Here is a 15,439-nt window from a genome sequence, read left to right on the forward strand (position 1 = left end):
AAAAACGAGGGGCGGCCTGATTGGCCGCCCTTCTGCTTGTAGCGATTTGCCTTCAGAATTTCAGGCCGCACGCCTTTCTGATCGCGATCTGAACCGGTGATGGCGGCAGAGACGGATCGAACTCGCCCTTCGGCAGCAGCGGCGGCTGCGCCATGAAACGCGGCTGCGTTCCGCGATGCGGCTGCGCGGTGTGAACGATGAAGGGATGGCACAGGAACACCGTTCCGGCCCGGCCGGTCGCCAATACCTCGTCGCAGGTCTCCGCGCCGCCAAAGCCATCCTGCGCCAACTCCTGCAGCGTCATGCCTTCCGGCCCCCGAGGCAGGAGACGGCGCGCGATCATATGATGCGAGCCGACGCGAATTCTCGTCGGCGCATCGTCAGGCCCCACGTCCGAGAACAGGAACAGCATCAGCAACGCGCGTCCCGTGCTTGTGACATTGCTCCGCCACTGCATGAAATCCGGATTATCGGTTCCGAAGCTCATGTCGACATGCCATCCCGTGTCGCCCGGATCGTCGTGGGAGGGAAAGCGGACGGGAAATGTCCCAAGCCCTTGCGGCGGTATCCAGCGGCCCTCGCCCGCAAGCGCATCGTAAGCGGCGTGCAGGCGCGAGGTGTTGGCGGCCTCGACGAAGGGTTGCTGCGTCATGAAGCCCAGGCGAATGACGGGCTGCCTCCATTCTTCCGGACGATCCGGCGAGAGCCCCATTGCCGTCCACATAATGTCGCGGCACGCCCGGGCAACGCTGCTGCTGAAGGCACCCTCCAGCGCGACATAACCATGATCAATGAATTTATCGACCTGAGCTTCACTCAGGCCGTATTGGCTGGATTTCGGCATTGTCCAATTATCTCCGTTTGGCGACCAACCACGCGGCGCCATCAAAACCTGCTCGGCGCACAAGGCGCCCCGGAACGTTGCTCCGGTCAGGCCAGCGGGAAGAATGTGGACATAAACATCATGTACCCGACATAGGCCGGCGTTGCCTGCGAGGCAAGAGCGCCGGCCAGAGCCGTGGAGATTGCAGGCAGCACTCGGCTGCCCTCAAGCGATCATTACCGCAACGCCGCCGCGATATTCCCGCCGTCGACGGTGGTCACATCAGCCGTCGTGCGTTCGGCCAAGGCCTGATGCAGGAAGGCGAGTGCGACGTCCTCGGCTGTCACTTCCTGCCCGAGCAGATTGCCCGACATATAGTCCTTTTCCGACAGGCCGCGCGCGGTCGAGCGGCTGGCAATCATAGCGTCGGTGAGCAGGCCGGAGCGGATGCGGTCGGCGTTGACCGCGTTGGAGCGGATGCCGAGCGCGCCATATTCCAGCGCATATTGCCGTGACAGGAATAGCGTTGCCGCCTTGGGCAGGCCGTAGGCGCCGAATTTTGCGCCCGGATTGACCGCCTGCTTGGACGCATTGAACAGAAGTACGCCGCCTGTACCCTGCTCCCTGAAGATGCGCACGGCGTTCTGCGCCACGCTCTGGTGAGCGAAGAAGTTCAACTCGAAGCTCTTGCGCAGCAGCGCATCGTCGATGTCGCCGATAGCGCCTTCCCAGGCAGCACCTGCATTCGATACGACGATGTCGACGCCGCCATAGGTGGACACCGCCGCGTCGAAGGCTGCGCGAACGTCTTCCGGCTTGGTGATGTCGCCCCCGACACCGATGGAATTGTTGCCGGCCTTCTTGGCGACCTCTGCGGCCTTGGCCGCATCAAGATCGACGACCACGACATGTGCGCCGGTCTGCGCGAAGAGTTTCGCCGTCGCAGCCCCGATCGCGCCTGCACCGCCCGTCACCAGCACCACCTGTCCGGTCAGCGGCTTGGGCTTGTTGGAGGCAAGCTTGGCCTGCTCCAGCGACCAATATTCGAGGCCGAACAGTTCGGCCTGGCTGAGCGGGTGGAAGTCGCCGACGGCTTCGGCACCGCGCACCGCCTCGATCCACATCTCGCCGACATCGGAAGCGATTTTCGCATCCTTCAGCGTGCGGCCATGACCGAACATGCCGAGCCCCGGCACCAGCGACAGGCGCGGCATTGGATCGAGCATGGTGCGTTCGACATCGTCCAGCGCATTGTTGGTGTCGAAATAGCTGCGGTAATCCTTCTCGAAGGCTGCGACATGCTCGCGGATCGCCTTCTTGTAGTCGCCGAGTTTTTCGGCGTCCGGCGCCGGCAGCACCATCGGCCCGGTCTTGATACGGATCGACAGATCGGGCGTGCTGACGCCCTGCTTTGCAAGGGCCGCGAGATTGGGCCGGTTGAAGAACTCGACGATCGCGGGCGAGGTGCGGAAGTCACTGACCATGCGATCGAAGCGGCCCTCGCCACGGTCGAAGGCAACCGCGCCGCGCAGGAAAGAGGCAAAGTCGGCCGGCTTGGCGAGCGTCTTCGGAAGCTCGATCGGCTTCGGCGCAGGCTTGCCACTTTTGGCGATGAAATCCTCGGCTACCGTCACATGATGGATCATGCGATCGTAGGCTTCCTTCGCGTTGTCGCCGAAGGTGAAGATGCCGTGCTTGTCGAGGATCAGGCCTTCGACGCTGGTATCGGCCTCGAACACTTCGGCTGCCGCCTTGGCGAGATCGAAACCGGGCTTGATGTAGGGCACATAACCCATCTTCGGGCCGAACACCTTGCGGATCAGCGCCTCGCTGTTCTCGCCCTGATCGACGATGGCAAGGACGGCGGTCGAGTGGGTGTGATCGACAAATTTATGCGGCAGGAAGGCGTGCAGCAGCGTTTCCACCGACGGATTGGGCGACGAGGGATCGATGAGGTTGGCGCGCTGCAGCGTCACCATATCCTCGTCGGACAGTTTGTCGAGCGCACGCGCTTTCAGCAGCGATCCCATCTTCACCGCCGGCAAGCCCTGCGGCTCGATGACGGCCATGTCCCAGCCGCTGCCCTTGACGCACAGCACATCCCATTCGTCGCCGATCAGGTCCTTGACCCGCATCTTTGCCGAGGTGTTGCCGCCGCCATGCAGCACCAGCCGCGGCTCGCCGCCGAGCAGGCGCGTGGTATAGACGCGCAGCGCCAGATCGCGCGCGACGCCTTTCTTAACATAGACCTCGACAAGCGCCTCGGCGTCGGCGTCATTCCACAGGTTCTTCATTGTCTCTTCCCGTATTGCGTGTTCGCTTGAAGGTTTGTTGATTTTCGCGTCAGGCAGAGGCCCTGACAGAAGGCTTTGCGGCGCGTGCCAGCAGCCGCCGGGCCATTTCAGCGGTGATCACCAGATGGGAGCACAAGCCGCCGGCAAGGGCTGCGAGCAGCGGTTCGAGCTTGCTGTCTTCCTGGATCACCACCATGCGCCGCCTGATTGCCCGGATCGAATTGAGGTCTGCCGAAATGACCCGGCGATTGTAGTCGCAGTCTAGCAACTTTCCGTGACGGTCGATCATCTGGCCGGCGACGACGCCGGCCGCGCCATTGTCGCGCAGCGCATGCACCTCGCTCGGGCTCATCGCGCCGCATTTGACGACATGGCTATCCTCATCGACTGTGCCGATCGAATAGAGCGCCAAGTCGCAGTCGGCCACGCTTGCCAGCTGTTCGCGGATAACCGGCTCGTCGCGCAATTCCTGCGCCAGCCGCTCGGAGCTCAGCACCAGCGGCGCATAAAAGTTCAGGCCCTTGGCGTTGAGCCGGCGGGCGATCTCCATGGTGCACTGGTCGGGCCGGTAGGAATAGGGCGCGCCGAGATTGCCGCAGAGCTGCACGACCGTGACATCCTGAAGGTCGGCGAAGGGCATGACGTCGGCCATGGAGTAAACCGTGCGGCCCCAGGCCACGCCAATGCGCTGGCCGCGCTGGACCAGTTCGAGAAAGACGCTCGCCGCCACGACCGGCACTTCGGCAGCGGCATCAGGGGCATCGCGCTCGGGCGAGACCACCCAGACAGTATCGAGGCCGAAGGCGTCCTCGACCTCGCGCGCCAGCACGTCCTGGCTGAAAAGCTGCGTCGAAGTCGATATGGTGACGATGCCGGTGTCGCGCGCCTTGCGCAGATACATGGCGACCGAAGCGCGCGAAATGCCGAGCTGCTTTGCGACCTCGTCCTGGCGAAGGCCATGCGTATAATAGAGCCATGCGGCCTTGTGGATGATCTGATCTGTCGCCCGGATCGCCATCGCTCCGCTCTCCCATTTTTTACATTATTCACCGAGGCTGACAAAAGTCAATCGACCGCGCTTCGGTCGGGCGAAGGGTATTCTCCGACAGGTTTGAGTGGTGGAACCACCCCCACCCCTAACCCCTCCCCGCAAGGGGGAGGGGGACGATTTCGTCGTTTTAGCCACCACGAACGTTGACGATTGAGGCTGGGCGGGCGTGCAACAAAGTCCCCCTCCCCCTTGCGGGGAGGGGCTAGGGGTGGGGGTGGTTCCGGAGGCAATTGTTCTGTGATTGAGCGCGAAACCCACGCAACGCCAAGGCTTCCGGCGGTCTACTTCCGCTTCATCGCCTCGGCCAATGCCGCGCCGAAAGCGCCGTGCCCGCCCTTGTCGGATGAAGCCGGCTTGCTGAACGATTTGCCACCACCACGCGGTGGCGAGCGATCATCCCGGGACGGCGCTGCCGGTCTCGCCGCACCATCGTCATGCTTGCGCATGGTCAGGCCGATGCGCTTGCGCTTGATGTCGACATCGACGACGCGCACCTTGACCACGTCGCCGGCCTTCACGACCTCATGCGCGTCCTTCACGAAGCGGTCGGCAAGCTGCGACAGATGCACCAGCCCGTCCTGATGCACGCCGATATCGACGAAGGCACCGAAGGCCGCCACATTGGTGACGGTGCCTTCCAGCACCATGCCCGGCTTCAGGTCCTTGATGTCATCGATACCGTCGGCGAAGGTCGCGGTCTTGAATTCCGGGCGCGGGTCGCGGCCCGGCTTTTCCAGCTCGGCGATGATGTCGCGCACCGTCGGCAGGCCGAAGCGCTCGTCCACGAACACACGCGGGTCGAGCGCCTTGAGGGCGGCGCTGTCGCCCATCAGGGTGCGCAGGTCGCGACCGCAGGCCGCCACGATCTTCTTGGCGACGCCATAGGCTTCGGGATGGACGGCCGAAGCGTCGAGCGGCTCGGCGCCGTTCGGAATACGCAGGAAGCCGGCGCATTGCTCGAAGGTGCGCTGGCCGAGCCGGCTGACCTTCAAGAGGTCCTTGCGGCTGGCGAACGGCCCCGTCGCGTCGCGATGGGCAATGATGGCTTCGGCAAGCGAGGAACCAACGCCCGACACGCGCGCCAGCAGGGCGGCGGACGCCGTGTTGAGATCGACGCCGACGGCGTTCACCGCATCCTCGACCACGGCCTCCAGCGAGCGGCCAAGCCGATACTGGTCGACGTCGTGCTGGTATTGGCCGACGCCGATGGACTTCGGCTCGATCTTGACGAGTTCGGCCAGCGGGTCCTGCAGACGGCGTGCGATGGAAACGGCACCGCGCAGCGAGACATCGAGGTTGGGGAACTCGTTGGCGGCCATTTCGGACGCGGAATAGACCGAAGCGCCGGCCTCGCTGACGATCACCTTCAGCGGCTTAGGCGAAGGCATGTCCGACAGCATGTCTGCGACGAGGCGCTCGGTTTCGCGGCTGCCGGTGCCGTTGCCGATGGCGACCAGCTCGACCTTGTGCTTTGAAATCAGCCGCGCCAGTTCGGCCTGCGTACCACGCACATCATTGCGCGGCGGGAAGGGATAGACCGTCGTGGTATCGAGCAGCTTGCCGGTCTGGTCGATGATGGCGACCTTGACGCCGGTGCGGATGCCAGGATCGAGCCCCATCGTGGCGCGCGAGCCGGCAGGCGCGGCGAGCAGCAGGTCCTTGAGATTGCGGGCAAAGACCTTGATCGCTTCCTCCTCGGATTTTTCGCGAAGCTCGCGCATCAGGTCGAGCGAGAGCGAAAGCGACAGCTTCACCCGCCATGTCCAGCCGGCGACTTCGGCCAGCCACTGGTCGCCCGCCCCTGCCCGGCCGATGCCATAGGCGTCGGCGATCATGCGTTCGACCGGCTTTACCGGTGAGGTGTCGTCGGCATCGACCTCGATGTCGAGCGACAGGAAATCCTCGTTGCGGCCGCGCAGCATGGCGAGCGCGCGGTGGCTCGGCACATTCGCCCAGCGCTCGACATGCTCGAAATAGTCGGAAAACTTGGCGCCGGCCTCCTGCTTGCCGTCCACGACCCTGGCGCGCAGGAAGGCGCGTTCCTTCATGTGGTTGCGCAGGCGCCCCAGCAACTCGGCGTTTTCGGCGAACTGTTCGGAAATGATATCGCGCGCGCCATCCAGCGCGGTCTTCACATCCGGCACGTCGACGGTGATGTAGGCCGCCGCCAGTTCGGCAGGCACCGCCGCGCGATCGGCGAGGATCGCCTCGGCCAGCGGCGCAAGGCCACGCTCGCGGGCAATTTCGGCGCGGGTGCGACGCTTGGGCTTGTAGGGGAGATAAATATCTTCCAGCTCGGCCTTGGTGGTGATGGCGGCAATCGCCGTTTCCAGTTCCTCGGTCAGCTTGCCCTGGCTGCGGATCGATTCGATGATGGTGTCGCGGCGCGCATCGAGCTCGCGCACATAGATCAGCCGCTCGGCCAGAAGCCGCAGTTGCGTATCGTCGAGCCCGCCGGTCACCTCCTTGCGGTAACGCGCGATGAACGGCACCGTCGCACCCTCGTCGAGCAGGCTGATGGCTGCCGCGACCTGTTCGGCCCGCGCGTTGACTTCGGTGGCGATGATTGCGGCGATGCGTTTGACGTCTGCGGCCATGTCTTTCTCACTGTCGGCAATGGGGCGGCGACCATAGGTCGGTTCGCAGGCGAAAGCCAATCACGCAAAAGCGCCGTCAAAATGCCGCTCCACAGGAAAGCGCCGCGACATCGTGGTCGCTCCTCGGCAGGTGCCAGCACCCTGAAGCCACGCTATAGCTGAAACGACACCCGTTCTCACGCGATGAAAGCGAGAAAGATCATGCAGAAAGACGGTTTTCTAGTCGGGGCCGGCGGCCTGTGCGGCGTGGCCGGCGTAGCGCTCGCGGCATCGGCTGCCCATGCGGGCGGTGCGTTCACCGGCACGGTGTCGTCCTTCCTGATGACGCATGCGCCGGTGTTTCTGGCGATCGGCCTGTTTGCCGGCGGGCGGTTCCTGCGCATCGGCGCGATTGTGCTTCTGGTCGGGCTGGTGCTGTTTGCCGGCGATCTTCTGGCGCGCGATTTTCTCGGCGGGCGGCTGTTTCCCTTCGCAGCGCCCATCGGCGGTACTTTGCTGATTGTTGGCTGGGTTCTGATCGCGGCGTCAGCATTGCTGCCGTCTAGTGCCGAATAGGAGCCTACTCGACCCGCGCCAATCCACGTTTGGCGCGCCGGGTCGGCCTCCGTCCAAGAAGCTTTACGCCGACGATTGCAGCCACCGTGCCGCCGACCGTCATGAATATAGCTAGGCCGAGCCAGCCCGTCTCGGACATTGTGCGGATATCGGCCTCCATCAGGCCATGGACCGCCAAAAACCCGGGCGCGATCATCACCGGCGCCCAGACGGCGGCAGAAAACATGTTGGCAAGCTGGAACCGCCGGCTGTCCATGCCCATCATTCCGGCGACCACGGGAATCGTGCAGCGGATCGGCCCGAAGAAGCGCCCGAAAAACACCGCCGCAAAACCATAGCGCCGGAAGAACAGCCGCGCCCTGGCAATGCCTTCGCGATAATTGGACAGCGGCCAGCGGTAGACGAGGCCCGGGCCAAAACGGCGGCCCAGCAGATAACCGACGAAATCGCCGGCAACGGCGCCGGTAAAAGCGCCAAGCAGGACCGGCAGCGGATCGACCACGCCCGAAGCGATCAGGCCGCCGACCAGCAGCAGGAACGGCGTCGCCGGAATGAGGACGCCGACGATGATGGTCGATTCCCCGAAGGCGACCAGCGCCATGACGACACCGGCCCAGGCCTTGTTGGCCTCGATGAAGGTTCCGAGATCGGCCGCGAATTCCTGCACTGTTTCTCCACTCGCCGTTTCGCGAGCCAGGATGATCCGCGTTCGCGGCAGACAATCGGGAAGCGCACCCGCCGCGTCAAGGCGCTATAGGACGCATGCGCCAGCCAAAAACTTGACTTTTCAGCACTAGTTTTTGTAGAAATCAACCCAGGCAGGGCCGGAAACACAGCCAATGACATTCCATCCCAAAATGCAGAGCAGGATCGAAGGGATCACCGTCGTCGGCGACCTTCGCTGGCGTGCATGGAACGGGGTGATCGCCGATGTCTGGAGCGTCGAATGTACTGAGGGTGCGGGCGGCGAATATGTCTCGCCGGACCCGCGCCTCATCGTCGTGCTCGACAAGACAGGCGATGGCGGCATCGATGTCGTGACAGCGCCGGGGCGTTACCGGGGCGATCCCGCGGAAATCGGCAATCCGCTCTGCTATGTTCCGGCTGGCTTGCGGGTCTGGTCGCGGGTGGAGAACCTTCGCGCCCTCAGGCATCTCGACCTGCATTTCGACATGGCCACGCTCGGCGCCCGCTTTGCCGACGAACTCGACGGCCACGCGGTCGAGACGCCGCGCCTGATGTTTTCGGACGAAAGGGTGCAGAGCCTCGCCCGGTTGATTGCCGCCGAATGCACCAACCCAAGCGGCCTCAACGATCTCTATGGCGATGGGCTGACGACGGCGCTGTTCTTCGCTTTGCTCCAGATCGGGCAGCGGAAGGAGCGCAAGCGCAGCCAGCTGGCGCCCCGCCAGCTTCGCCGCGCGATCGACTACATCGAGGACAATTGCCTGCGCAACATCCGCCTCCAGGAACTGGCCGACCTGACCGGCCTGTCGCAATCCTATTTCAGCCACGCCTTCAAGGCCTCGACGGGCATGGCGCCGCACAAATGGCAGATGCGTGCGCGGATCGCTCGGGTGAAAAAACTGCTCGAGCGGCCCGAAACTTCGCTGACGGACGTGGCAACCGCTGCCGGCTTCGCCGACCAGGCGCATTTCACCCGCGTTTTCAAGCGCATGGTCGGAACCACGCCGGCAAGCTGGCAACGCGGTCACGCTGCGTAGAACAGCCCAAAAACGTTCAATCCGCGCCAGTAACGTTCAATCCCGTTCAAATAACTTGATATAGACACTCATCTTATATTAGTCAGGCCGCAGACGGTTCCCCTCGAGAGGTTCGGGGCCTTTCGGCCCTATTCCGGGGTGGGTGACAATGACGGGCATTTCCAGACGCAACTTTGCGACATTTCTCCTGAGCAGCACGGCAGCTCTTGCCGCGCTGTGGCCAATGGCAGCTTCGGCACAGCAGGCCGATAGTGCGATCGTCCTCGACCAGGTGGTCGTCGAGGGGCAGACGCAGGATGGCTCTGCCACCGGCCCGGTGAAAGGCTACGTCGCCAAGCGCACGGCGACCGGCTCCAAGACCAACACGCCGATCGAGGAAATCCCGCAATCGGTCTCCGTCATCGGCCGCGAAGAAATCGACGACCAGGGCGCACAGAAGGCCGACGAGGCGCTGCGCTATACGGCGGGCGTCTTCTCCCAGCCCTTCGGCCCGGACAGCGACACCAACTGGATTTTCATTCGCGGCTTCCAGGCGACCGCTACCGGCATCTATCAGGATGGCTTGCAGCAATACAGCTATGCCTTTGGCGGCGTCTTCGTCGACTCCTACAATCTGGAGCGCATCGAAGTGCTGAAGGGAGCCGCCTCGGTCCTCTATGGCGGCAGCAATCCGGGTGGCCTGATCAACTATGTCAGCAAGCGTCCGACCGGCGAGCGCCTTCGCACGATCGAAACCGGCGTGAACGACGCCGGCAACGTCTATCTCGGCTTCGACATCGGCGACAAGGCCAGCGACGTGGTCGATTACCGGGTGAGCGGCCGCATCGCCGGCGGCAACACCTATTCGGATTTCGCGGACGGATTTCGCGGCTCGGTTTCGCCAAGCCTGACCTGGAAGCCGGATGAACAGACCAGCTTCACTCTGTTGTCGAACTTCACCTATATCGACGAAATCCACAATGGCGGCGCCTTCCTGCCCTATATCGGCACCGTGGTCGATGCACCGTTCGGCCGCATCCCGCGTGACGCCAACTACACGGAGCCGAGCCTCGATTCCTATCTGCGCAAGCAGGCGTCGATCGGCTACGAATTCGAGCACACTTTCGACAATGACTGGACCGTGCGGCAGAACGCCCGCTACCTCCACGCCGACATCAGCGAAGTCAGCCTCTACCCCAACGGCTATGCCAGCCCCACCGAACTCGCCCGGATCAATTTCGGCCACGACACGCAGGTCAACAGCTTCCTCATCGACAATCAGATACAGGGGAAGGTGCAGACCGGCGCGATCGAGCACACGATCCTCGCCGGCATCGATTACAAATATTACAATATCGATCAGGTGCAGTCGTCGGCGATATTTGGCACGACCACGCCGATCGATGTTCTCGACCCCATCTACGGCGTGCCGCAAACCCCTCGCGTGAGTTACCTCAACCAGGATCTCAAGCAGAGCCAGCTCGGCCTCTATGTTCAGGACCAATTGCGCTTCGCAGACGGCTGGCTGGTCACGCTCAACGGGCGTTATGACCAGGTGTGGACCGACGCCAAGAACCGTCCCACATTCTACGCACCGACGCAGAACAACACGATCAGCAGTGATGATGGCGAGTGGTCCGGTCGTGCCGGTCTGGCCTACGAGTTCGACAACGGCATCACGCCCTATGCCAGCATCGCCACGTTCTTCAATCCTACCATCGGCACTAACGCGGCTGGTGCGCTTTTCCAGCCGGAAACCGGCACGCAATATGAGGTCGGCGTCAAATATGTGCCGACATCCTTCGACGGCCTCTTCACCGTCGCCTTGTTCGACCTGACCCGGCAGAATGTTCTGACTGCCGATCCAAACAATATCTTCGCGCAAGTCCAGACGGGTGAGGTCCGCTCACGCGGCATCGAACTCGAAGGCAAGGCAAACGTCACTGACAATCTGAAGGTGACGGCGGCATTCACCGCAATGGACATTCAGATAAGAAAAGACACGAATCCGGCAGTAATCGGCAAGACGCCCTTCATCGTGCCGGAGCAGCAGGCATCGCTCAGCCTCGACTACACTTTCGACCAGGATACTGCACTGGAAGGCTTCAGCGTCGGCGGCGGCGTGCGCTATGTCGGCTCGTCCTGGGCCGATAACGAGAACACCTTGAAAGTGCCGTCGGCAACCGTCTTCGACGCCAAGCTCGGCTACAAGAAGGACAATTGGGGTGTCGACCTCAACGTCACCAACGTCTTCGACAAGGCCTATGTGGCGAGCTGCCAGACGGAGCTCTCCTGCGGCTATGCCGAAGGGCGATCGTTCAAGCTGAAGGCCAATGTCAGCTGGTAACAAGCCATCATCCGAAGCTCTGCCGCGGGGACGGGTAACACCGTCCCCGATGGCTTATGGAAAAGGCCGGACTGCGATAACCAGACGCCAGGTCCTGGCCGCTGCGATGGGCGCATTTTTCATGCCGCTTCCTGCGCGTGGATCCGGCAGGCGCGTCGCGGCGATCGACTGGGCCGTCCTGGAAACAGCGCTTGCGCTCGGCGTCGTGCCGGTCGCTGCGACCGAACTCATCCAGTTCCGCAAGATCGTGGTGGAGCCGGAGGTTCCCGAAAGCGTCGCGGACATCGGCCTGCGCGGCACGCCGAATTACGAATTGCTGCGCACTCTGGCGCCAGACCTCATCCTCAGCTCCAATTTCTACGAAGGCCAGCGCGGCAGCCTGGAGCGCATCGCGCCGGTGTTTTCCGTGCCGGTCTATGTGCCGGGCACGCCACCTTATGCACTCGCCGAAGAAGCCACGCGCGCGCTCGGCAAAGCGCTTGGCTACGAGACGGAGGCCGACAGGCTGATCGCCGAAAGCGCCGACCAGATCGCAGGCCTGCGCCAGGCACTTGCCGAATATGCCGACCGCCCGGTCTTCGTCGTCAGCATCGGCGACGCACGCCATTTCCGCGCCTTCGGTGCCGATTCGATGCCGGGCGACGTGCTTGCGCGGCTCGGCTTCGAAAACGCCTGGAAGGACGCCACCAGCTATTCCGCCGCCGCACCCGTCGGCATCGAGGCGCTGGCGCGCGTGCCCGAGGCATCGCTGGTCATCGTCTCGCCGGTGCCGCCCGAAGCGCGCTGGACGCTCGGTGAAAGCGCGCTGTGGCAGGCGCTGCCAATGGTCCGCGAAGGCCGCGTGGCGACGATCGAACCGGTCAACCATTTCGGCGGCCTGCCGTCAGCGCGGCGTTTTGCCCGGTTGTTCGGCGAAGCGATGCTCGCACGCAAGGCGACTGCAAATGGCTGAGCGCGCAACGTTCGCCTTGCGGCCGCCGCTGCTCTGGGGCGCTCTCGCCGTGCTGGCAGCCGGCCTGCTCGGCGTGCAGGTTTCAAGCCATCTTGCGACAGCCCGCATCTCCGCGCCCGACATTGCCGCCCTCGACAACGTCATCCTGTTCTACAGCGTGCTGCCACGCGCCGCCGTCGCTCTCATAGCTGGGGCCGCACTCGGTCTTTCCGGCCTGCTGTTGCAGCGCGTGCTGCGCAACCCGCTGGCCGAGCCTTCGACGCTCGGCGTTGCGGCGGGCGCGCAACTGGCGATGGCGGCGGCAACCCTCTATGCGCCGGTGCTGATGGAGAATGCCCGCGAAGGGGTAGCGCTGGCAGGCGGCATCACGGCCGTCGCGCTCATCCTGGCGCTGACATGGCGACGCGGGCTCGAGCCCGTCTCGGTGGTGCTGGCCGGCATGATGGTGGCGCTGACGGCCACGGCTGCAAGTGCTGCGCTCATCCTCGCCAATGGCGAATACATGTTCTCGCTGTTCATCTGGGGCGGTGGCGCGCTTGCCCAGCAAAGCTGGGGGCCGACGATCGACATCGCCATCCGGCTCGTGCTGGCCGCAATCGCGGCAACCCTGCTTCTGCGCCCGCTCACCATTCTCGGGTTGGACGACGCCAATGCCCGCAGCCTCGGCGTCGCCCTGCACGCGACGCGTTTGCTTGTCATCGCCATTGCCGTTTGGCTGGCAACGACGGTGACGGCGCAGGTCGGCGTCATCGGTTTCGTCGGGCTTGCCGCGCCGGCGCTCGCCCATCTCAGCGGCGCGCGTTCGCCGCGCGAGAAGCTGATCGCCGCGCCCCTCATCGGCGCGATCCTGCTGTGGCTGGCCGACGGGCTGGTGCAGCTTTTCGCGGGCGGTGGCGGCGAGCGGGTGCCAACCGGTGCCGCGACAGCACTTCTCGGCGGACCGCTGCTGTTGTGGCTGCTGCCGCGCCTCAGGATGTTCGAATGGCCAGCTATCAATGCACGGCAGCAGATATCGCGCCGGACACATCGGCCATTCATCCTGCTCGCAGCTCTCGCTCTGTGCACATTGGCCTTTGCCGGCATCGCACTCGCCGTCGGCCGCGACCCGGCCGGCTGGAGCCTCGCGACCGGCGATCTCCTTGCCGACCTGTTGCCGTGGCGTGCGCCGCGCGTGGTGATAGCGGCTGCCGCAGGTGCCATGCTGGCCGCTGCCGGCACGATCCTGCAGCGCGTCACCGGCAATCCGCTTGCCAGCCCCGAAATCCTTGGCGTCGGCACCGGCGCTGGTGTTGGTCTCGCCGCCGTGCTTTTCCTGTTCGCCGCGCCCGGTCTCGATATCCAGCTGGCCGGGTCGGCTGTGGGCGCCATCGCGGTTCTGGCGGCGATGCTGGTCATCGCCGGCCGCAGCGGCTTCGGCCCGGAGCGCCTGCTGCTTGCCGGTGTCGCCATGGGCGCGCTGTGCAGCGCCGTGCTCACCGCCATCATCGCCACCGGCAACATGCAGGCGTTCAGCCTGCTGCGCTGGCTCAGCGGCTCGACCAATCAGGCGACGCCGGACCAGGCATGGTTCGCAGTGCTTGCCACCGTCCTGCTGCTGGCTCCGCTGCCGCTGATGGCGCGCTGGCTGGAAATACTGCCGCTCGGCTCGACAACGACGCAGGCGCTTGGCCTGCCCGCGCGCGGCAGCCAGATCGCGCTGACGCTCGCTGCCGGCCTGCTGACGGCAACCGCCTCGCTGTTCGTCGGCCCGCTCAGCTTCATCGGGCTGATCGCGCCGCATCTGGCGCGGCTCATCGGTCTTGTCCGCGTGCTGCCGCATCTGGCCGGCGCGATCCTCATCGGGGCAGCACTTATGATCCTTTCCGACTGGCTGTCGCGCATGGCGGCCTTCCCCTACCAGCTGCCGCTAGGCTTGTTCGCCTCGCTGCTCGGCGGTCCCTACCTCGTCTGGCTGCTCGGCAGAGGCCACAGCCAGAACTGACATGAAAGCTTTGCCATGAAAAACGAACCGATCTTCAAGGCCTCCGCCCGCGTCCTCCTGACCGCGCCGGGCGACGTCATGAAAAGGCTTTGCGACCACATGGCCGAGCATGGCGACGTTTCTTTCAGCGACCGCAAGGCGCGCATCGACACGTTCTACGGCTCCGCCGCTCTCGAGGCGCATGACGATGCGCTGACCCTTCATGCCGAGGGCGACGACGAGGTCAACTTTGCCTATGTGAAGCTGTCACTGGCCGAGCACCTGCTGGAATTCGCACCGGGCGAAAATCCTAGCATCATATGGTCCGGCGACAGCTTTGCCGGTGCGCCCCTGCCCTATTTCCGCGAAATGCGCGTCGTTCGCGCGCACAGCGTCACCCCGCATATGCGGCGCGTGACGCTTGCCGGCGAAAACCTTGCCCGTTTCGAGACCGGCGGCCTGCATATTCGGCTGCTGTTTCCGCCCAAGGGCGTCGAGACGCCGCAATGGCCGGTGACCGGCGAAGACGGCCGCCCAAGCTGGCCCAAGGGCACGGAGCGCCCGCAGGCGCGCGTCTACACCATCCGCGCCATCGATGCAGCGAAGGGCGAAGTCGAGATCGACATGGTCCTTCATGAAGGCGCGGACACGCCCGGCGCGACATTCGCCGCTAACGCCGTTGCCGGCGACATCGTCGGCATGACCGGTCCGGGCGGCGGCTGGATCGAGGAGGCCAATTGGCATCTGCTGGCCGGCGACGAGACCGCACTTCCGGCCATCGCCCGCATTCTCGAGCATCTGCCTGAGACCGCCAGGGTCACCGCACTGATCGAGGTCGCCGACGCAACGGAAGAACAGCCACTGCCGACATCCGCGAAGCTCGACCTGCGCTGGCTGCACCGCAATGGCGCGCAAGCCGGCACGACCACGCTGCTGGAAGACGCCATCCGCGCGGTGGAATGGCCGGCTGCCGAGGACGGCAAGCGCGTCTACGCCTGGGTCGGCTGCGAGCACAAGGCCTTCCGCGCCATCCGCAAATATCTGCGCAGCGAGCGCAAGCTTGCCCGGGAAGATCACCTCGTCGTGGCCTATTGGCGGCGCGGTTTCGATGGTGACAATGCGAGGAATGAAGAATAAGGCCTGTCCGTCAGCGTCAC

The 15,439-nt window shown here is 64.3% G+C and carries 11 protein-coding genes; 6 read left to right on the forward strand and 5 right to left on the reverse strand.

From position 1 onward, the window contains the following. Positions 1-52 precede the first annotated feature (52 nt). The 4 genes from DZG07_RS00375 to DZG07_RS00390 form a co-directional block, all read right to left on the reverse strand. Complete coding sequence (locus DZG07_RS00375; protein WP_119813487.1) at positions 53-844, reverse strand: phytanoyl-CoA dioxygenase family protein; 792 nt, start codon at positions 842-844, stop codon at positions 53-55. Positions 845-1,059: 215 nt separating this feature from the next. Further along, entirely contained in the window at positions 1,060-3,117 is a 2,058-nt protein-coding gene (locus DZG07_RS00380; RefSeq protein WP_119813488.1) for a bifunctional aldolase/short-chain dehydrogenase, read from the reverse strand. 49 nt (positions 3,118-3,166) lie between these two features. Further along, the gene (locus DZG07_RS00385) at positions 3,167-4,135 is read right to left on the reverse strand and encodes a sugar-binding transcriptional regulator (RefSeq protein ID WP_119813489.1); all 969 of its coding nucleotides are present in this window, start codon (positions 4,133-4,135) and stop codon (positions 3,167-3,169) included. Between the two features lie 314 nt (positions 4,136-4,449). Further along, entirely contained in the window at positions 4,450-6,765 is a 2,316-nt protein-coding gene (locus DZG07_RS00390; protein ID WP_119821260.1) for a Tex family protein, read from the reverse strand. 201 nt (positions 6,766-6,966) lie between these two features. On the opposite strand from DZG07_RS00390, the gene DZG07_RS00395 reads away from it, so the two are divergent. Further along, positions 6,967-7,320, forward strand: coding sequence for a DUF423 domain-containing protein (locus DZG07_RS00395; RefSeq protein ID WP_119821262.1), 354 nt, complete (start codon positions 6,967-6,969; stop codon positions 7,318-7,320). 4 nt (positions 7,321-7,324) lie between these two features. Here DZG07_RS00395 and DZG07_RS00400 read toward each other — a convergent pair whose 3' ends face one another. Continuing rightward, positions 7,325-7,987, reverse strand: coding sequence for a DedA family protein (locus DZG07_RS00400; protein ID WP_119813490.1), 663 nt, complete (start codon positions 7,985-7,987; stop codon positions 7,325-7,327). A gap of 172 nt (positions 7,988-8,159) precedes the next feature. Here DZG07_RS00400 and DZG07_RS00405 point away from each other — a divergent pair, with 172 nt between their 5' ends. From DZG07_RS00405 to DZG07_RS00425, 5 genes are all read left to right on the forward strand, one after another. Continuing rightward, the gene (locus DZG07_RS00405) at positions 8,160-9,044 is read left to right on the forward strand and encodes an AraC family transcriptional regulator (RefSeq protein WP_119813491.1); all 885 of its coding nucleotides are present in this window, start codon (positions 8,160-8,162) and stop codon (positions 9,042-9,044) included. Between the two features lie 148 nt (positions 9,045-9,192). Beyond that, a complete protein-coding gene (locus DZG07_RS00410) occupies positions 9,193-11,370 on the forward strand; it encodes a TonB-dependent siderophore receptor (protein WP_119813492.1) in 2,178 nt (725 codons plus the stop codon). Positions 11,371-11,491: 121 nt separating this feature from the next. Continuing rightward, the gene (locus DZG07_RS00415) at positions 11,492-12,322 is read left to right on the forward strand and encodes an iron-siderophore ABC transporter substrate-binding protein (RefSeq protein ID WP_245429558.1); all 831 of its coding nucleotides are present in this window, start codon (positions 11,492-11,494) and stop codon (positions 12,320-12,322) included. Further along, entirely contained in the window at positions 12,315-14,303 is a 1,989-nt protein-coding gene (gene fhuB / locus DZG07_RS00420) for a Fe(3+)-hydroxamate ABC transporter permease FhuB (protein WP_119813494.1), read from the forward strand. Before DZG07_RS00415 ends, fhuB begins: the two co-directional genes overlap by 8 nt. Before the next feature lie 15 nt (positions 14,304-14,318). Then, positions 14,319-15,419 carry a siderophore-interacting protein gene (locus tag DZG07_RS00425; RefSeq protein WP_119813495.1) on the forward strand — a complete coding sequence of 367 codons (1,101 nt, stop codon included), beginning with the start codon at positions 14,319-14,321 and terminating at the stop codon, positions 15,417-15,419. Positions 15,420-15,439: the final 20 nt, after the last annotated feature.

The organism is Mesorhizobium sp. DCY119 (genome assembly GCF_003590645.1).
In the GTDB taxonomy this organism is placed as follows: Bacteria; Pseudomonadota; Alphaproteobacteria; order Rhizobiales; family Rhizobiaceae; genus Mesorhizobium_M.